The organism is Moraxella sp. CTOTU47915, assembly GCF_031986685.1.
GTDB classification, from domain to species: Bacteria; Pseudomonadota; Gammaproteobacteria; order Pseudomonadales; family Moraxellaceae; genus Faucicola; species Faucicola tetraodonis.
Window position 1 is genome coordinate 24,226 of record NZ_DAMAAE010000013.1, and the last position, 18,645, is coordinate 42,870.

The following is an 18,645-nucleotide window of genomic DNA, read 5'->3' on the forward strand; positions in this document are numbered from 1 at the left end:
CATGACTAGCCTAACCCAAGGAAACTCCCATGAGTAACCAAACTTTTGAATTAAACGCTGTTGTACGTGGCGACGAGTTACAAGGTAAAGGTGCGAGCCGCCGCCTTCGTAAACAAAACCTAGTACCAGCAATCGTATACGGTGCGGACAAAGAGCCAGCCTCTATTGCTATCCGTTACAATGAATTGATTAAATCACTTGAAACAGAAAGTTTCTTCTCTCACATTTTGACCATCAACGTAGAAGGTCAAGGTACGGAAGAAGTGGTGATTAAAGCACTACAACGTCATCCAGCTAAAAACACCCCAATGCACGCTGACTTCCAACGTATCGTCCGTGGTCAAGCGATGCACATCACTGTTCCTGTACACTATGTAGGCGCTGAAGATGCACCAGGTCATAAAGCAGGCGGTATCTTTGTATCGAATGCCACTGAACTTGAAATCACTGCCATTCCTTCAAAAATCCCAGAATACTTGACAGTAGATGTATCTGGCATGAACGTCGGTGATTCGATTCACTTGTTAGATATCCAGTTACCTGAAGGCGTTGCCATTCGTGAGCTTGAAGTGACTGAACCGTTTAACCGTACTGTGGCTACTATGCAAGCGCCAACGGTGGAAGTTGAAGAGCCAATCGAGCCAGAAGCAAATGAAGAAGCTGCCGGTACTCGTGATCCTGAAGGTGACGAAGAAGCACGCAAGCTTCAAGCACAAGATGACACCCATGATGCTCCAAAATCTGATGATGAATAATCATTTGTCATTTGCCGCTTAAGTTGGAATAATCAGCGTGTCAAAACTGAAACTGATTGTCGGACTTGGCAACCCAGGTCAGCAGTATGCCCAAACACGGCATAATGCTGGCTTTTGGTTTGTGGAGCGTATAAGCGAGACGTTTAACATCACCATGACGTTGGATAAAAAATTTCATGGTTTGGTTGGACGTGGCGTAGTGTATGGCATGGATATACGCTTATTGTTACCGCATACTTTTATGAATAAATCAGGGGAAGCGGTGGTGCCGATGGTGAATTTTTATGGTATCCACAATGACGAACTGCTGATTGTTCATGATGAGCTTGACCTTGATGTGGGTCGTATGCGCTTAAAAACAGGCGGTGGTCATGGCGGTCATAATGGACTGCGTGATATCGTGCCGCATATCGGTGCAGATTTTCACCGTTTACGTTTGGGGATTGGTCATCCAGGACATAAGTCCAAAGTATCGGGTTATGTACTTGGCAAACCGACCGCTGATGAGCAAATCGCATTTGACAGTATGCTAGATGCTGCCATGCGTACCCTGCCCGACTTGGTGACAGGTGACTTAGCCAAAGCCCAGCAAGCCATCAATAGTTTTAAACTACCCCATGCCTAACGTTAACCAAAGGATAAAAGTGATAAATCTTAGGGTTTATCCTTGAACTTTTATTTTCCTTCCATATATTGATTGCAAGATGGATGAATTCTTCACCTGATTTTTCAATCATGTTTAACTTTTATCGAGTTGGTTAATAGCCTCTCATGACTAGCCTGCTCACTTTTACCACAATGACGCGCATCGCGTTAACCTGACAAGGTAAGGAACGATCATGTTATTAACCCTATTAAAAGCCAAACTTCACCGCGCGCGTGTGACCCATTGTGAGCTTCACTACGAAGGTTCATGTGGCATTGATAGCGAGTTACTCGACTTGGCGGGCATCCGTGAGAACGAATCAATCGACATTTACAATGTCAACAATGGTAAACGCTTTCGCACCTATGCGATTCGTGCAGAAGCAGGCTCAAAAATGATTTCGCTCAACGGAGCAGCCGCTCACATGGCAGATTTGGGCGATGTGGTGATTATCGCTGCTTACGCGCAAATGGATGAGAAAGAAGCCGACAACCATCATCCACGCTTGGTTTACCTTGATGAAGGTAATATCGTTAAAGACACTGCCAACGTGATTCCTGTGCAAGTTTCTTAACACAGCTTTATCGCCACCAAAAATTTGCGAATAAATTAGGCGAGGCATTGAATACTCGCCTTTTTGTTGTCTACATTTTTTATCTTTAGACAATGCGTTTGGCTGATAGGTAGATTGATGGGTTTAAGCGTAGATTTTACCTTACCCGTTTGCTTGCGATAGGTCAGGTAGCATCCGTGGCCAGGTAGCGGAAAGCCGAATAAAGAATTAACAAAATTTTACTTTTAGTATCTGTTAATAAAAAAAAGCCGAAATTGATTCGGCTTTTTTTAAACGACTAAAGGGCTTAAAGAAGCCAAGATAGGCGATTATTTTTCTACGCCAGCTGGTTGACCTTTGTATTTGGCGTTTGCGTAATCCCAGTTGACCAGTTTGTCTAGGAAGGTGTCAACGTAGTCTGGACGACGATTACGGTAGTCGATGTAGTAAGCATGCTCCCACACGTCACACGTCAATACCGCAACTTGGTTATGGGCTAATGGGGTATCTGCGTTTGCCGTTTTGGTGATTGATAATTGACCACCAACGCTATCAGCCACTAACCATGCCCAACCTGAACCAAATTGGCTTACAGCCGCGTTTTTGAATTCTTCACGGAATTTTGCATACGAACCAAACGCTTCTTCGATTTTGGCTTTTAGATCACCCGTTGGTTCACCGCCACCATTGGCTGTCAAGCAGTTCCAATAGAAAGTGTGGTTCCAAACCTGCGCCGCTTGGTTAAAGATGGTCGCTTTGCTGCTATCACCTGCGGTGGCTTTGATGATTTCATCCAGCTCTTTACCTTCAAGACCTGAACCTGGTAGTAGCTCATTTAGTTTGTTGACATACGCTGCATGATGTTTGTCATGGTGAAATTCTAGGGTTTCTGCGCTGATATGTGGCTCAAGCGCGTTTTTGGCGTATGGTAAATCTGGTAATGTAATGTGTGACATGTTATTTTCCTTTTTCCTTCGCTATTGTTGTGATGACTTTATGATAAAAGTAACCACATGCCATTTGTGTGATAAAAGCTTTGTATTAAAAGCGCATATATCAAAACCATATCCAAAATGGCAAGTTGGCTGGGTTGATGTTATTTAGTTTATGTTATTTATCTATGCTTCATCAAGCTTTATCAAGGGTTAAAAACGCTCACCAATTTTACTATCGTTAGCTTTGTTTATTAACCTTGCTATCATTAGCCTTGATAATATCCTCATAACACATGGGTTATTTTGCCATAAAAATTGGCAGAATTTAACCGTTTCTATAGTGGGGATTTATTATCTTGTGGGGTAAAAATCAATGAGTGCATGCTAATAAGCTGATTTTTAACCCGTTACTTGCTATTTGATGATAGCAAATTATTCAAAAAAAACTGTAGTGGTTTGGTATAAGGCTTTTGCAATGTGAGTATTTGCAGCGCGAGCCACTGTTAACTATGCTATGATAAGGTCAAGTTTTTTATGCAAAATACACACAGTGGGTCTGTATGTCAGTTTCTATCCTTAATCAACTATTTCCTACCCGCCAGTTAGTCCTCGCCAGTAATAACCAAGGCAAACTCGCGGAATTCAAGCAATTATTTGAACAAGCCAATCTTGAAATAACAGTCATCCCACAAGGGCAATTGGGCATCGAGGACGCGGTCGAAGATGGACTTAGTTTTATTGAGAACGCGCTGATTAAAGCCCGCCATGCCAGCCATATTAGCGGACTGCCTGCGATTGCTGATGATTCGGGTTTATGTGTACCTATCTTGGGCGGTCAACCCGGAATTTATTCTGCGCGTTTTGCCCAAGATGAAGCCAGCTTTAGCCAGCATAAAGACTTAGCCAATAACCAAAAATTATTGCGGCTGCTTGAACCCCACAGACATACGAATGAGCCGATTATCGGGCAGTTTGTTTGCGTGTTGGCACTCGTGCACCATGCCGATGACCCGCTACCCATCATTGCCCAAGGGATTTGGCAAGGTGAAATCTTGCCCGCCCCGCAAGGTGAGCTTGGTTTTGGTTATGACCCGCTATTTTGGGTACCAAGCGTACAAAAAAGCGCTGCCGAGATGCAAAAGACCGATAAAAACCGCATCAGTCATCGCGGGCAAGCGATGCAGCAACTGCTAATGCAATTGATAAAGTAAAGATGTTCAACTCTCGCCTATCACTTGCAGATAGACAGGGTGTGACTGCTAAGGTAGCCGATACAGAGATTTTACAGCAACAATTTTTTTACTTTACTAGATGATTAATTTATACTATACCACTTTCGGTTAATTTTTGCCTTTTAGCATGCGTTAACCAACAGATTTTGGATTGCGTATTTTATAGGCTTTTTTCAATCACCTTAAAAGCCTGATAACTTATCGCTATTTACCCTTATGAGTGGCACCCACGCTGCTCTTTTTTGATATTTTATGGAAGGTTTTGTTATGTCAAATTCAAATGTGTCAGATTCAACAGTTACTAACTTAGAAGTAACTACCAACAAAAAATCAAATCTTGAAACCCAAATCACGGTTAAAGTACCTGTGTCAACCATTCAAGGTCGCGTGGAAAAACGCATCAACCAAGTGGCAAAAACCGCTAAAATCGACGGTTTCCGTAAAGGTAAAGTGCCCGTATCACACATTCGCGCCCAATATGGCGCAGGTATCCAACAAGAAGTCATCAATGACGTGATTCGCGATACCGTATTTGATGCAATTCGTCAAGAAAACATCCGCGCCGTGGGTATGCCAAACATTGATGACGTGAAACTTGAAAACGACTTTTTGGTTTATCAAGCAACGGTTGAAGTATTCCCAGAAGTAGAAGTTCAAGGGTTATCAGACATTGAAGTTGAGCGTCAAGTTGCCAACGTGGGCGATGCAGACGTTGACACCATGATTGAAAACCTACAAAAACAACGCCAAACTTACGTTGCCAAAGATGATGCCGCAGATGAAGGCGACCAAGTCAAGTTTGACTTTGAAGGTTCAATCGACGGTGAAAAATTTGAAGGCGGTAGCGCACAAGACTTTAGCCTAGTATTAGGCAGTGGTCGTATGATTCCAGGTTTTGAAGATGGTATCAAAGGCATGAAAGCAGGCGAAGAAAAAACCATCGACGTGACGTTCCCAGAAGATTACCAAGCCGAAAACCTACAAGGCAAACAAGCACAGTTCAAAATCAACGTCAAATCAGTTGAGCAATCACAATTACCAGAATTAAACGATGAGTTCCTTGAAGCATTTGGGGTAACAGAAGGCGGCTTAGACAAACTTAAAGCAGACGTGCGTAAAAACATGGAGCGCGAAGTAAAAAGCGCTGCCCGTAACCAAGTGAAAGAAGCGGCATTTAACGCCCTACTTGAAAAAAATGAAATCGATGTACCTGCATCGATGCTTGAGCAAGAAATCGATCGCCAACGCAGCATGATGTTAAACCGTTTTGCCCAGCAATTTGGTGCAGATCCTAAAACTTTTAACAAAGATATGCTACCAAACGAATTATTTGAAGAGCAAGCCCTGCGCGCTGCCCGCCTTGGTATCATCGTCTCAAGCCTGATTGAGTCAAACAAACTTGAAGTTGACCAAGAACGTGTGACCACATACATCAACGAAATGGCAGAAAACTACGAAGATCCAAACGAAGTTATCGACTATTACACCAACAATGCGCAAGAACGTGCCAACATCGAAGCGGTAGTGTTAGAAGATCAAGTGGTCGATCATATCTTGTCTCAAGGTAAAGTGACTGATACTGAAGTATCTTACCAAGATTTACTGGCTAGCCAACAACAAGCGATGATGTAATAATTGGCTTAATCCATTCTTAAGCATTTAAGCTTAAGCATTTAAGAATGTATTTTTAGTCAGCTTAGTAACTTGTTTTTATGCCAATTGCCCTTATAAACGATAAGGGCTTTTGCATATTTAAAAAGGACAATAACATGTTAGAAAAATTCTTGGACTCGCCTTTCGCGACGAGTCAAATCCAAAATACCGTAACCCGTGACGTGTTGTCACCACAAAGTGCTTTAGTACCTATGGTGGTCGAGCAATCGGCTCGCGGTGAGCGCTCATTTGACATCTATTCTCGCTTATTGCGTGAGCGTGTGGTGTTCTTAGCCGGTCAAGTTGAAGACCACATGGCGAATTTAATTGTCGCCCAGTTGTTGTTCCTAGAAGCGGAAAATCCAGAAAAAGACATTAACTTGTACATCAATTCACCAGGTGGCTCTGTGAGTGCGGGTCTTGCGGTGTTTGACACCATGAACTTTATCCAGCCACAAGTGTCAACGATTTGTATGGGCGGTGCTTATAGTATGGGTTCATTCTTATTGGCTGCGGGTGAAAAAGGTAAACGCTATGCCTTAGCCAATGCGCGTGTGATGATTCACCAACCGTCAGGTGGGGCACAAGGTCAAGCGACCGATATTGAAATCAATGCGCGTGAAATCCTAAAAATCCGTGAACGCTTAAATAGAATCTTGGCAGAACGTACCGGTCAGCCACTTGAAAAAATCGCCCGTGATGTCGAGCGTGACTATTGGCTAGATGCCCAAGAAGCCAAAGAATACGGTCTGATTGATGAAGTATTAGAAAAACGTCCAAGCATTGCTTAATAGGTTACACAATCACAAAGCAATTAAAACAAGCATAATTTTAGGAGCGTTTTTTTATGTCAAAAAATGACATTGAGCCACACTGCTCGTTTTGTGGTAAAGCCAAACACGAAGTCAAAAAGCTAATTGCAGGTCAAGACGCCAATATCTGTAATGAGTGTATTGAACTGTGCGATGATTTAATCGCCGAATCAAAGTCATCGGGCAGCGACGGTAGTGATACCAATGAGCGTGAAAACTGGGCAGCGCGCAAATTGCCAACGCCCAAAGAAATCCGCAGCCACTTAGATGAGTATGTCATCGGTCAAGATAAAGCCAAAAAAACTTTGGCAGTAGCGGTTTACAACCATTACAAACGCTTAAAGGTCAGTGAAAAGCTGAGTGAAGATAAGGCGCTGACGACACTTGGCGCTGAAGATGCGATGGTTGAGCTATCAAAAAGTAATATTTTGCTGATTGGTCCAACGGGCTCGGGCAAAACCTTACTGGCGCAGACCCTGGCACGCCTACTTGATGTCCCATTTGCGCTCGCCGATGCCACTACCTTGACCGAAGCGGGTTATGTCGGTGAAGACGTGGAAAACATCGTACAAAAACTGTTACAAGCGGCAGAGTTTGATGTCGAGAGAGCGCAAAAAGGCATTATTTATATCGATGAAATTGATAAAATCAGCCGTAAAAGCGAAAACCCTTCGATTACCCGTGATGTGTCGGGTGAAGGCGTACAGCAAGCGCTGTTGAAATTGATTGAAGGTACGGTTGCCAATATCCCACCGCAAGGTGGTCGTAAGCACCCAAACCAAGAGATGATTCAGGTCGATACCAGTAATATCTTGGTGATTTGTGGCGGTGCGTTTGCTGGTCTAGACAATGTCATTCAACAGCGTACCGAAAAAACCGGTATCGGTTTTAACGCTGAGGTAAAAGCCAAAGACAGCGGCAAGAAAACCGGTGAATTATTCAAGCAAGTCGAGCCAGAAGATTTGATTAAATTTGGTCTGATTCCAGAGTTAATTGGTCGTCTGCCTGTGGTCGCGACACTGGAAGAACTGGACGAAGAAGCATTGGTACAAATCTTAACCGAGCCAAAAAATGCGCTAGTCAAACAATACGAATACTTGTTTGAGATGGAAAATGCGACGTTATCGTTTACCGATGATGCGCTGGTGGCGATTGCCAAACAAGCGCTAAAGCGTCGTACCGGCGCGCGTGGTCTACGCTCCATTGTTGAAAACGCCCTGCTCGATACCATGTATGAACTGCCTTCAATGACACCCGGCAAAACCGTGACAGTCAATAAGGCAGTGATTGATAATAACCAATCGCCAGAGATTGTTTAACTGTTAGTGATTTTAAAAATAGCGAGTTAAAAAAACGTGCCTATGTCGCACGTTTTTTTATGTTTAATCTTCAATCAACCAACCCTGTTGTACCGCAATGGCAATTTGCTCGGTTATCCAGTCGTGAATGATGGGAAAATCCTGTCTGATAAAGGCTTGGGCGGCTTCGACTTGGGAGCGCTTGACCTGATGGTCTGTCCACGCACCGCCATCTGTCACCATATTGAGCATAAAGGGCAATAGCCTATCCACTACTTTAACTAGTTTGCTTTCAGCACTATGACCTGTTTCTTGCTCATCCCACAGCGTTAACAATTCTGGAACGGGGTTGCCCATCATCGTTGCCAGTTTTTCTACACCAATGCGCTCATCAACATGCGCCTGCGAGCGTTTATCAGCATATAAGAATGTGTCACCCGCCTCAATTTCGCCCAAGTCATGAACCAATGCCAGTTTGAGCAGTTTTTCATGATTGACATCCAGTTTGAAATGCTGCGCGACTGCCCAACACGCCATCGCCAAATGCCATGAATGCTCGGCTGAATTTTCAAGACGTCGTGGCGTGTTTGCAGACAGTTGGGTCGTATAGTTGCGGCGGTTGACTGATTTTAAGGCATCCAATGCCAACAGATAATCAATAAGTGGTTGCATCAAATACCTCTTAATCATGCAGGGTCTGAGTCATATTTACTTGACTAGCGCTGAAATCGTCTTAAACGCGGGGTCTTCTGAGCTACGACACAGCTCAAATAAAATCGCTTCGGTGGTGGTGACGACCGCACCGGCACGGCGCATACGACGAATCGCAATTTTACGGTCATACAGGTCTCGCGAGCCCACGGCATCGGTGATAATGATGGGCTGCATACCGTTATCGAGTAAGTCTAACGCCGTCTGCATGACACAGACATGAGCTTCTGTGCCAAATAAAATCACATTGTTGCGATTTTGCTGGGCGATATGATGCCAAGAGGTTGGCGTATCACAGGCGCTAAAGGTTGTTTTTTCAAACACTGGCGTATTTTTTTCAGATAGCAACTGCGTCAACTCTGGCAAAGTATGCCCAAGTCCTTTGGGATATTGCTCATTAACCATAATGGGAATATTGAGCGTTTGTAGACCTTGAATCAAAATCGCTGTTTTTTTGAGTAATTTTCGATGTTCGGCAATATGGGGCGCAAGTTTTTCTTGTATATCAATCAGCATGGCTTGGCAGTCATTGCGCTCGATACGATAGGGTTTTGGGATAAATTTTGTTGTCATCTTCAGCTCCTTTGATGATGGTTCAACTTGGGTGGTTATAATCATTCGTATGTCACGAAAGCTATACTATACTCTATTAAAAAAATGCCATTAAAAATTCATGGCATCATCTGCGGTGTCCACCACGGTTAACTGGTAGTCCAAATGTCCTAAATAACCATAATGTCCTTTTTCACTGAGTTCCGCAACAATAGTGACATCATCACAATGCACCTGATCCATAAGCTTGGTTTGATGACTGGCTTGATTGTCAGTAGGTGTTTTATTGGACTGATACAGTGATTGGATACGCAGTAATGGGTCATTGAGCGCATAGGTAGCGCCATCGGTGACAAAGGTTAAATACTCACCGACCTTGTGCACCTTACCTTTAAAATGCTGATTGGTGACAACCCCGCTAAATGCAGGGGTATATAAGCGGCGCGCCCTATACTGCTGCTTGGCATATTGCCATGCGCCATAACTGCCTAGGACAGCAGTTGCGCCCGTTGCCGCTGTGGCTGTCATACCGACGCCAATGAGTTTCGCGACAACGTGACGCTTTTTAGCTTTGTTTTTTTGTTTGCGAGGCTGTGGTGAGCGCTTCGATTGGTGTGCTTGAGGGTCAGTCGCTTTGTTATTTTTTTTAAACATGAATGTCACTTCAACTTTAAATGTCACTTTGAATGTTGTTTTTGATAAAAAATGCCAGTAATCACTTCAAAAAAAATTGATTAACTTATAGTAAAATGTTTTGGCGACATTTACCGCAACTTTTTGTTAGTATTATTTTTGCCAAATTTGCTTATATTTTGCAAGCAGCTGTTCGGGCGATTCAGGGCGCTCATCGTCTTTGATGATGCAATCAATCGGACAGACTTTATCGCAGGTTGGCTCATCATAGAACCCGATGCATTCGGTGCACAAGTCAGGATTGATGACGTAAGTTTTTTGTACTTTATTGTCGTAGCTAATGGCTTCATTTGGGCATTCGGGCTCACAAATGTCGCAATTGATACAGTCGGAAGTGATTTTTAGTGCCATGTCTTGTAGTCTGTTTTTACCTTAGCAATTAACACCTTTAGCGATTAACGATTGACACCGCACTTAGGCGCCATACATTGTCATCTTGCATCCACAATTCCTGCATGACATTTGCCGTCGGTTCATGCTTATAATACAAAGTGATCATACATTCGGTAAGTGAGAAAAAGTGATAGCGAACACGGTCAGGCAATAGCGGTTGAGACTGCCAGTCTCGAGATTGCCATAAGTTATGTAAAATCTCATGCCAGCTGTCGCGATTGTGGATTGCTTTTCCGTTAACAAATCGGAAATTGTCCGCCAAAGTCGTCTCAATGGCTTTAAAATCCTGTGATAAATATCCTTGGATAAACACATTACGGCGAAGTGCTAGGGAATCCTGCAATGCTTCAACATTCACCGCTTCAACAAGCGTTGAAATGGTGTCTGATTTATTTTGCTGGTATGAGTGAACCACAAAAATTCCTTAACCTAACGCCTGATACCGCGACAACAAGACCAACTTAGGTAAAAATTGGCTCGCTGACGCTTTTCATGATTAGCGCAAATTGCAACACATCATCCTGCATCTCTTTAAACGGATTGGCGATTTGACACACCCAGCCAGAGCCTAAAGCGCCATCAATCGGCTCACCTTGTTTATTCCACATCTCTTTGAGTGGGTAGCTCAAATTACCCTGCGGTGTCATGATTTCGATGGTATCACCCACCATCAATTTGTTCTTAATTACCAAGGTTAAGCGCGTTGGGGTAATGTCACTAATCTCGGCAACAAACTGCTGATGATCGGTTTTTGATGACCCATATTCATAGTTTTGGTAATCACTATGCACGTGGCGACGTAAAAAGCCTTCGGTATAGCCGCGATTGGCTAGCCCATCGAGTGCGGTGATTAAGCCTGTATCAAATGGCTTACCAGCGGCGGCATCATCAATCGCTTGGCGGTACACTTGTGCAGTGCGCGCCACATAATAATGCGACTTGGTACGGCCTTCGATTTTGAGTGAGTGCACGCCCATGTGGGTTAGCTCAGGCACTAGCTCGACGGCACGTAAGTCTTTAGAATTCATAATATAAGTGCCATGTTCATCTTCAAACATCGCCATCAATTCGCCTGGGCGACCTTGTTCTTCAATCAGTACCACTTCATCCGATGGCTGCTGTACATAGTCATCGCCCATCACCACATCACCATTTAGATTGACAGTTTGAATAGCATCTTCTTGCGTGGCTTGAGTGGGAACAAAAACCTCTGGGCTATTGATAGGTTGGCTGATAGGTTGGCTGATAGGCTGTGTTGGCACGATATCGCCTGTTTCGTTTTCTTCTGCTTTATAGGTGTTGTATGACCAGCGACAGGCATTGGTACAAGTGCCTTGGTTGGCATCGCGTTTATTGATATAGCCAGACAGCAAACAACGACCCGAATACGCCATACAAAGTGCCCCATGCACAAATACCTCAATTTCCATATCGGGCACTTCAGCGATGATTTGCTCGATTTCTTTGAGTGACAGCTCGCGACTCAAAATCACGCGGCTGACGCCCATTTGTTTCCAAAACTTGACCGTTGCCCAGTTTACCGCGTTCGCCTGCACCGATAGGTGAATTACCTGCTCTGGAAAGGCTTCACGTACCATCATAATCATCCCAGCATCTGACATAATCAGCGCATCGGGTTTCATCTCAATCACAGGACGGATGTCTTCGATAAAGGTTTTAAGCTTGGCATTATGCGCTTGGATATTGACCACGACATAAAACTGCTTGCCGAGTGAATGGGCGTAGGCAATCCCTTTGGCAAGATTTTCCTCATCAAAATCATTATTGCGCACCCGCAAGCTATAGCGTGCTTGTCCCGCATAGACGGCATCTGCGCCATAGGCAAATGCATATTGCATATTACGAAAAGTGCCAGCAGGGCATAAAAGTTCAGGCTTACGGGTCATAACTATCCTTACAGCGTGTCATACAATGTGAAATTGTTGATATTATAACAAATTTGATAATCACGCGGAAAAAAACTTGAGTAATTTACTCGGAAATCATGTTAAAGCGGTTATAAAATATTCAATGATAAACCCGCACAGACTGCCATGGTAAGCTCAGCGACTTGCTCATCAAATGCGCTTGACCATTCACCTTTTAATACCAAGGGCGGTTGTATCCAGCGCCAACGCAATCCTGTGACGATACTCTCTACCGCGCGTTTGCTACCTGTACCGTCGAGCCCAGCACGGATATAACATGCCACAGGCAGTCCTTGTTTTTGCTCAAGCACGGGATAATAAATTCGCTCAAAAAAATCCTTGGTCAGCCCCGCCATATAACCAAAATTTTCGGTCGTGCCAATGATAATGGCATCCGCTTTTAACACATCTTCCACTTGGGTTTGTAGCGGTGTTTTAACAATCACAGTGACGTTATCAATATCCGCTAGCTGTGTGGCGGATTTTGCAACTTCTGCTAATCGCTGGGTATTATCTGATGGGGTATGTAATACCAATAGTAAATTTTTTATTTTACGCATACTGTACATCCTAAAATGTCATGGTTACCCAATTTTGGCGAATAAAAAACCGCAAGGTGATGCGGTTTCAGTCAGCGGCTTCAGTCAGCGCTTTAATGAGCAAGTAAGTCACGCCAAATGTTAAGGACGGTGGATTTTATCGCCCACGTCCCCCATCATACCGCGCACGGTATTTAAGATATCAGCAGGCAGCACCACGGTTTTGGCATTGGGTGATTTTGACATATCAGTCATGGCTTTGATGTACTGCTCACCTAGTAGATATAGCAGCGGAATTTCGCGCTCGCCCACCGCTTCACTAATCAAGCGAATTGATTGCTCACTGCCTCGCGCCAGTACCACTTGTGCTTCGGCATCACGCCGTGAAGCCTCAAGACGTCCATCGGCTTCTGCAATCGCCGCTTGGCGTTGCCCATCCGCTTTGGTCACTGTAGCACGGCGTTGACGCTCCGCAGCTGCCTGTTCTTCCATCGCCATTTGCATGGTAGGCGATGGGCTAATATCTTGGATTTCCACGGTTTTTAGGGTAATGCCCCAATCGGCAATATCATCAGAAATTGACATTTTTAGCGCGGCTTTGATTTGGTCACGCGATGATAACGCACTATCAAAATCCATATCACCAATGATAGAACGCAGTGAGGTTTGTACCAAATTACGAATGCCTTGCTCGTAATTCTCAATACCATATACAGCGCGCTCTGGATGCACGATATTGATATACGCCACCGCATTGGCGATAATCACGACGTTATCACGGGTGATGACCTCTTGCGATGGAATATCAAGCACTATGTCTTTGGTGGTTACTTTATATGCCACGTTATCGACATAAGGAATGATAAAATTCAACCCAGGCTCTAAGGTCTGATGGTACTTACCCAAACGCTGTACAATCCATTTAAACCCTTGTGGTACGATTTTTACCCCTTTATAAAGGGTAAATAGCACAAAGGCGACCAAAAAAATACCAATACCGCTCAACGCTTCCATGACAATTCCTTTATTGATGCTTATTAATGCTTATTGATGCTTGGTGGATTCTACCAGCAACTCATTTCCAATAACATCCACCACAATGGCTCTATCGCCAACTTCTAGCGGTGCGCTTTGGTAGCTACGACACACCCACTCATCCGCCCCAAAAATTGGCACACTAAAACGAATCTTGCCCAATTTATCTGCTTGCGGACTTTGAATAATCATGCCTGTTTCCCCGATGATAACCCCTGAACCCAATCCTGCTGTGGTACGATTTTGCATATACGGCTTGATAAATTTAAAGCCAATGATAGTAAAAATCACCGACAGTATCAGCCATACCATGAGCCAAAAAAACCAGCTAAACGGTAATAACCATGACAAAACGGCCACCACAATCGCTGCCACACCAATCGATAAACTCACAAAACTGGTCAAGAATAGTTCAAGAATAATCAGCACTAACCCCAAAATCAGCCAGTGCCAAGGCTCAATTAGCATATCCCCACCTTGATTTTTAGTATACCAAACCCATTATGCAAGATTATGAATTTAAAAACAAATGCCGTTATTTACCCGCCATCTTTGTCACATTATGCACTATCATCGGCTATCAACTGCTTGACCGCACAGACCGCCAATTGTGGTTAATGATTGCACAAAGATGTGTTTTTTCCTATAGTGGTCAATGACCCTTTCATCTCTAGAGTCCCAAAAAATACGATGAGCCTTGATGCCCTCAAACTGAGTAACCAGTTATGTTTTCCCATTTATTCACTGTCAAAAAGTATCACTAACCACTATCGTCCCCTGCTAAAAGCCTTGGATTTGACCTATCCACAATACCTTGTCATGTTGGTGCTATGGGAAAAAAGTCCACAAACTGTCGGCACATTGGGCGATTTTTTAGACCTTGATACCGGCACACTTACCCCTTTACTTAAAAGACTTGAAGCCAAAGGCTTTGTGCACCGTGAGCGTGCCACACAAGACGAACGGGTAGTACAAATATCGCTCACTGCCAAAGGGGATGCCTTAAAAGTTCAAGCCGCTAGCATTCCTAGTGCTATGTTAGCTGCCATGCAGTTAGATGACGAAGCAATAGAGCTGCTACAACAAGTGGCGCAAAAACTCTGCCCGATTCATACAGAGGTGTGTCCCCACAATATATTACCCAAAAATCATTAAACAAATTTTTAGCATTAAGCGCTATCTGCCTACGTCTTATCTATTATCATGCGTCTTGTTAGGGTATCGTTAGATTTAGCATTTTTAATCATTTGTTATTAGTTTGTATACAGCGTGTGAGAATTTGATTACCTTATCTAGGCACTGAAAATTATATTGTGTAAAATATAATTTTTTAAAACTTAAATATTAAAATCTAAATACTGTGGCGAATGTTGTCACGCCGATTTTTTTTATTCATTCACGCAAGTTAAGCATTCAAAATAAGGTACTCTTATGAAAATTTTTTATAAAACCCCAACCGCTACCTCAACAGGCGGCCGCTCAGGTCATGTTGCACTAGAAGATGGTTCACTAGGCTTTGATTTACAAACCCCTGAGCAAAATAGTACAGGCGTCAACCCAGAAAAATTATTTGCCATGGGCTATGCCGCGTGTTTTGACAATGCGTTGACTCATGTGGCACAGCGTATGAAGCTAGAAGGCGTCAGCTCAAAAACCTCAGCGGTTGTGGGACTGGGCATGAATGCCCAAGGCGGTTATGCGCTTGACATCGATTTGTATATTGAACTTAGCGGCGTCAGCGAAGAACAAGCGAAAGACTTGGTTGAAACGACGGACAAAGTCTGCCCGTATTCTAATGCCGTGCGCGGCAATGTTGACGTACGTCTGCATACCCAAGTAGTGGCATAATCAATTTAACATAATTTCCATTGCAAGCGGCGTGCTCAAATGTCAAAGACCCATTTGGGCACATTTACCGTTTAGTTGAGCAAGTTGAAAGCCATTCAAGCGTTCTAACAGCCAATGACAAAATTGGTAACATCGAGCTTTCTTTAGCTTTGTTTAAAGGCTCGGACAATAACTTTTATCGCTCTACTATTATCATTATAGTTTTATCACTAGATTAGGAATATTTCATGTCACTGATTGAAAACTTACAATGGCGCCATGCCGTCAAAGCCTTTGATCCAAACCAAAGCGTGAGTCAAGAAAATATCGACAAAATCATCGAAGCCGCTCGACTTGCGCCCACCTCATCGGGATTGCAGCCATTTAAAGTTATCGTGGTCAAAAACCAAGCCATCAAAGCGCAGCTAGTGGCGGGTGCGCTCAATCCTGACTGCATGAAAGAATGTTCTCACGTGCTTGTTTTTGCAGGTTGGCAGGATTATAGCGCCGAAAAAATTGATACCGTGTATGACATGACCACAGATGAGCGTGGCTTACCTAGAGGGCGTTTTGATAGCTATACTTCCATGCTCAAAGCAAGTGTGGCCAAAAAAAGCGCAGACGAAAATTTTGAACATATCGCTCGCCAAGCTTACATTGGCTTGGGACTTGCGTTGGCACAGGCAGCAGAGCTTAAAGTAGACAGTTGCCCTGCCGAAGGCTTTGACCCTAAGCTGATTGACGAGGTATTAGGTTTAGAGAAATTGGGGCTAAAAAGTATCGTAATCATGTACGTGGGTGTTTCAGATCCAGCACGTGATTGGATTGCGCCTATGGCAAAAGTACGCGTAGCCACAGAAGATTTTGTTATTGAATACAACTAATTCATTAGCTAGCAAAAAAATCTCTAAGAAAAACCCTCTAAATAGCTTATTTAGAGGGTTTTTTATATCTACAATGGGCAAGTGATATTGGTTAAAGCAATTTGTACGGGGATAAGCTTTATGAAAAACGGATTTTTTTAATAATCATAGTTATTGGCAGCGAACCGGTAGATTGACAATACCTACCACCGGTACGCCATTTTTGGTAAAGGGGTTAAATTTGCCGCTCTTAGCCTGCATAGACAGTTGTCTATCGACTCTGACATTGCCGGTCGATTTGGCTAAAGTGACGCTGGTTGGATTGCCTTGTTTGTCCACCGTATAGCGAATAATCGCTGTTAATGCGCCGTTTTCCAGGTCTTCACTATGACAGCTAAAGCTAGGTTGCCGCCGCCAACTTGCTTGCCCTGCCGAAAAGCTCACAGGTGAATTATTTTGCGCTTGTTGGGCTTCTTTATCCTTGTCGGCTTGTTGTTGTTTTGCCTTTTCGGCTTTCGCCCTAGCTTCATCTGCTTGTCTGGCTTTGGCATCAGCTAGCGCTTTTTGACGATCTATTTCTGCTTGTTTGCGCTCACGCTCTTGTTGTTCAATTAATTGGTTGTCCAACGCTTTTTGCCGTGCAAGCGCTTGTTGGCGTTCCAATTCTTGTTGCCGTTCCAATTCTTGTTGTTGTTTTAAGTCTTGCTGTCTGGCGAGTGCTTGTTGGCGCTCAAATTGTTGTTTTTGCGCCTGTTCGGCTCGCTCATTGGCGAGGGCTAGTTGCCTTGCCATGACAATGTTTTGGTCAACCTGTGGCGGCTTGACGATAGTTTTTTCAGCTGGTTTCGACGGTTCGGGTAATGGTTTAATCGGTTGTTCTACAGGTTTCTTAGCAATCGGTTTTTCGACTGTTTTCTCAACAGGCTTGCTGATGGGTTTTTCTATCGGCTTTTCTTTTGGCTTTTCTGCTAGTTTTTCTACGGGCTTAGGTAGTTGTTTTATCGGTTGTTGCTCGGCTGTTACCGTCATCTCTTCAGGCTTGGTTGGCGCAGGTGGTGGCGCGATAAAGCTAATTTCTAACGGTGGCGTGACTTTGGGCGGTTTGATATCAGGCGTTGCCATATTTGCCAAGCTAATCGCTACGATACCATGTAAGCTCAATACACCAATCAGTGCCAACGTGCCCGACTTTTTATCGACTATGCTGCTAATATCGTTTGAGAAATGGGCTGGACTAAAGTTAGCGTGACGTTGGATAGACATAGTTATAGCGCTGTATGTTTAGGGAAACTTTTGAAATCGCTGTATTATAGTGTGAATGAGAATCGTTATCAATATCTTAAATGATATTAATTCTTATTTATAAAAATTAATGATAATTATTATCATCAATGCTATGATTTGCTATTTTAAAACTTTGACCCGGGTCAACTCATGCTAACCACCCAATCGCTTACCGTCATGCGCCAACAAAAAACCCTCTTAAACAACATCAATGTTACCATTGAGAAGGGAAAAATCTATGCCTTAATTGGGCATAACGGTTCGGGTAAATCGACATTGATTAAAGCTTTGGCAGGGGAAACCACCCCCACTAGCGGACAGATTTTATTACCGGATTTTGCTGACAAATCAATCTTTGATTTACCGCCAAAAACCCTCGCCCAACAAGTCGCCTATTTACCGCAAAAATTGCCTGATGCCAGTCAATTTACCGTTGCCGAACTGGTGATGTTAGGGCGATACCCTTATCAAAAATGGCTACAAAAGCCTACGCCACAAGACCATACTAAGGTGCGTGAAGCAATGGCGCTGACCCAAGTCACGCCGTTTGCCGAGCAATCAGTGGCAACGCTATCCGGAGGGGAGCGCGCCAGGGCATGGCTTGCCATGTGTATCGCCCAAGATACGCCCTATTTGCTACTTGATGAACCACTTGCCCCGCTCGACATCGTCTATCAAGTTGAAATACTGCGTCTCATTCGTGATTTGGCACGGCAGAAAAACAAGGCGATTGTGATTATTATTCATGATATTAATCTTGCGGCACAGTTTTGTGATGAGTTTATTGCGTTAAAAAACGGCAAGCTTTGTCATGTGGGTGATATCGCCAGTACCATGCAACCGCAAGTGCTTGACCAGATTTTTGGTATCAATTTGCATCTATTAAGTCACCCAGTCACCGGTAATAAAGTGGCGGTGGTGTGATGAGAGCTTGTT

22 protein-coding genes are annotated in these 18,645 nt (G+C 43.7%); 11 read left to right on the forward strand and 11 right to left on the reverse strand.

Going from position 1 to position 18,645, the window contains the following annotated elements; translation table 11 throughout:
- Nucleotides 1-29: 29 nt before the first annotated feature.
- The 3 genes from RTL34_RS09920 (at nucleotide 30) to panD (ending at nucleotide 1,975) form a co-directional block, all read left to right on the forward strand.
- The gene (locus RTL34_RS09920; protein ID WP_007117245.1) at nucleotides 30-755 is read left to right on the forward strand and encodes a 50S ribosomal protein L25/general stress protein Ctc; all 726 of its coding nucleotides are present in this window, start codon (nucleotides 30-32) and stop codon (nucleotides 753-755) included.
- Nucleotides 756-792: 37 nt separating this feature from the next.
- On the forward strand, nucleotides 793-1,380 hold the full coding sequence (gene pth, locus RTL34_RS09925; protein WP_159374050.1) for an aminoacyl-tRNA hydrolase: 588 nt from the start codon (nucleotides 793-795) through the stop codon (nucleotides 1,378-1,380).
- A 214-nt stretch (nucleotides 1,381-1,594) separates the two neighbouring features.
- On the forward strand, nucleotides 1,595-1,975 hold the full coding sequence (panD, locus tag RTL34_RS09930) for an aspartate 1-decarboxylase (RefSeq protein ID WP_036589204.1): 381 nt from the start codon (nucleotides 1,595-1,597) through the stop codon (nucleotides 1,973-1,975).
- 308 nt (nucleotides 1,976-2,283) lie between these two features.
- Here the strand turns inward: panD and RTL34_RS09935 are convergent, their stop codons facing one another.
- Nucleotides 2,284-2,910 (reverse strand): superoxide dismutase, encoded by a 627-nt coding sequence (locus tag RTL34_RS09935; protein ID WP_076775005.1) that lies wholly within the window; start codon nucleotides 2,908-2,910, stop codon nucleotides 2,284-2,286.
- A 539-nt stretch (nucleotides 2,911-3,449) separates the two neighbouring features.
- Between RTL34_RS09935 and rdgB the strand changes: the two genes are divergently transcribed.
- From rdgB to clpX, 4 genes are all read left to right on the forward strand, one after another.
- Nucleotides 3,450-4,100: an RdgB/HAM1 family non-canonical purine NTP pyrophosphatase gene (gene rdgB, locus RTL34_RS09940; RefSeq protein ID WP_312116603.1), complete on the forward strand. Its 651-nt coding sequence runs from the start codon at nucleotides 3,450-3,452 to the stop codon at nucleotides 4,098-4,100.
- Nucleotides 4,101-4,388: 288 nt separating this feature from the next.
- Nucleotides 4,389-5,753 (forward strand): trigger factor, encoded by a 1,365-nt coding sequence (gene tig / locus RTL34_RS09945; protein WP_050325015.1) that lies wholly within the window; start codon nucleotides 4,389-4,391, stop codon nucleotides 5,751-5,753.
- A 137-nt stretch (nucleotides 5,754-5,890) separates the two neighbouring features.
- Nucleotides 5,891-6,565: an ATP-dependent Clp endopeptidase proteolytic subunit ClpP gene (gene clpP, locus RTL34_RS09950; RefSeq protein ID WP_256999118.1), complete on the forward strand. Its 675-nt coding sequence runs from the start codon at nucleotides 5,891-5,893 to the stop codon at nucleotides 6,563-6,565.
- A gap of 56 nt (nucleotides 6,566-6,621) precedes the next feature.
- Nucleotides 6,622-7,905, forward strand: coding sequence for an ATP-dependent protease ATP-binding subunit ClpX (gene clpX / locus RTL34_RS09955; RefSeq protein WP_203171366.1), 1,284 nt, complete (start codon nucleotides 6,622-6,624; stop codon nucleotides 7,903-7,905).
- A 63-nt stretch (nucleotides 7,906-7,968) separates the two neighbouring features.
- Here clpX and RTL34_RS09960 read toward each other — a convergent pair whose 3' ends face one another.
- From RTL34_RS09960 to RTL34_RS10000, 9 genes are all read right to left on the reverse strand, one after another.
- Nucleotides 7,969-8,556, reverse strand: coding sequence for an HD domain-containing protein (locus RTL34_RS09960; protein ID WP_312116607.1), 588 nt, complete (start codon nucleotides 8,554-8,556; stop codon nucleotides 7,969-7,971).
- A gap of 36 nt (nucleotides 8,557-8,592) precedes the next feature.
- The gene (locus tag RTL34_RS09965) at nucleotides 8,593-9,168 is read right to left on the reverse strand and encodes a hydrolase (RefSeq protein WP_239741398.1); all 576 of its coding nucleotides are present in this window, start codon (nucleotides 9,166-9,168) and stop codon (nucleotides 8,593-8,595) included.
- A 90-nt stretch (nucleotides 9,169-9,258) separates the two neighbouring features.
- Nucleotides 9,259-9,801 carry a hypothetical protein gene (locus RTL34_RS09970; protein WP_312116609.1) on the reverse strand — a complete coding sequence of 181 codons (543 nt, stop codon included), beginning with the start codon at nucleotides 9,799-9,801 and terminating at the stop codon, nucleotides 9,259-9,261.
- Between the two features lie 132 nt (nucleotides 9,802-9,933).
- Nucleotides 9,934-10,191 carry a YfhL family 4Fe-4S dicluster ferredoxin gene (locus RTL34_RS09975; protein ID WP_007117256.1) on the reverse strand — a complete coding sequence of 86 codons (258 nt, stop codon included), beginning with the start codon at nucleotides 10,189-10,191 and terminating at the stop codon, nucleotides 9,934-9,936.
- Between the two features lie 37 nt (nucleotides 10,192-10,228).
- Nucleotides 10,229-10,648, reverse strand: coding sequence for a hypothetical protein (locus RTL34_RS09980; protein WP_312116612.1), 420 nt, complete (start codon nucleotides 10,646-10,648; stop codon nucleotides 10,229-10,231).
- 46 nt (nucleotides 10,649-10,694) lie between these two features.
- A complete protein-coding gene (trhP, locus tag RTL34_RS09985) occupies nucleotides 10,695-12,140 on the reverse strand; it encodes a prephenate-dependent tRNA uridine(34) hydroxylase TrhP (protein WP_312116614.1) in 1,446 nt (481 codons plus the stop codon).
- A 110-nt stretch (nucleotides 12,141-12,250) separates the two neighbouring features.
- Nucleotides 12,251-12,721, reverse strand: a complete 471-nt coding sequence (locus RTL34_RS09990; protein ID WP_312116615.1) for a flavodoxin family protein — start codon at nucleotides 12,719-12,721, stop codon at nucleotides 12,251-12,253.
- 120 nt (nucleotides 12,722-12,841) lie between these two features.
- Nucleotides 12,842-13,714 (reverse strand): SPFH domain-containing protein, encoded by an 873-nt coding sequence (locus RTL34_RS09995; RefSeq protein ID WP_128680336.1) that lies wholly within the window; start codon nucleotides 13,712-13,714, stop codon nucleotides 12,842-12,844.
- Between the two features lie 30 nt (nucleotides 13,715-13,744).
- Nucleotides 13,745-14,203, reverse strand: coding sequence for an NfeD family protein (locus RTL34_RS10000; RefSeq protein WP_312116616.1), 459 nt, complete (start codon nucleotides 14,201-14,203; stop codon nucleotides 13,745-13,747).
- A 222-nt stretch (nucleotides 14,204-14,425) separates the two neighbouring features.
- Between RTL34_RS10000 and RTL34_RS10005 the strand changes: the two genes are divergently transcribed.
- The 3 genes from RTL34_RS10005 to RTL34_RS10015 all read left to right on the forward strand — a co-directional run bounded on the left by RTL34_RS10005 (nucleotide 14,426) and on the right by RTL34_RS10015 (nucleotide 16,446).
- On the forward strand, nucleotides 14,426-14,890 hold the full coding sequence (locus RTL34_RS10005; protein WP_312116618.1) for a MarR family winged helix-turn-helix transcriptional regulator: 465 nt from the start codon (nucleotides 14,426-14,428) through the stop codon (nucleotides 14,888-14,890).
- 276 nt (nucleotides 14,891-15,166) lie between these two features.
- On the forward strand, nucleotides 15,167-15,583 hold the full coding sequence (locus tag RTL34_RS10010; protein ID WP_144918210.1) for an Ohr family peroxiredoxin: 417 nt from the start codon (nucleotides 15,167-15,169) through the stop codon (nucleotides 15,581-15,583).
- A 227-nt stretch (nucleotides 15,584-15,810) separates the two neighbouring features.
- Complete coding sequence (locus RTL34_RS10015) at nucleotides 15,811-16,446, forward strand: NAD(P)H-dependent oxidoreductase (protein ID WP_007117265.1); 636 nt, start codon at nucleotides 15,811-15,813, stop codon at nucleotides 16,444-16,446.
- 150 nt (nucleotides 16,447-16,596) lie between these two features.
- Here RTL34_RS10015 and RTL34_RS10020 read toward each other — a convergent pair whose 3' ends face one another.
- Nucleotides 16,597-17,688, reverse strand: a complete 1,092-nt coding sequence (locus RTL34_RS10020; protein WP_050324919.1) for a TonB family protein — start codon at nucleotides 17,686-17,688, stop codon at nucleotides 16,597-16,599.
- A 171-nt stretch (nucleotides 17,689-17,859) separates the two neighbouring features.
- Between RTL34_RS10020 and RTL34_RS10025 the strand changes: the two genes are divergently transcribed.
- On the forward strand, nucleotides 17,860-18,633 hold the full coding sequence (locus RTL34_RS10025; RefSeq protein ID WP_007117267.1) for an ABC transporter ATP-binding protein: 774 nt from the start codon (nucleotides 17,860-17,862) through the stop codon (nucleotides 18,631-18,633).
- The last annotated feature ends 12 nt before the right edge of the window (nucleotides 18,634-18,645 follow it).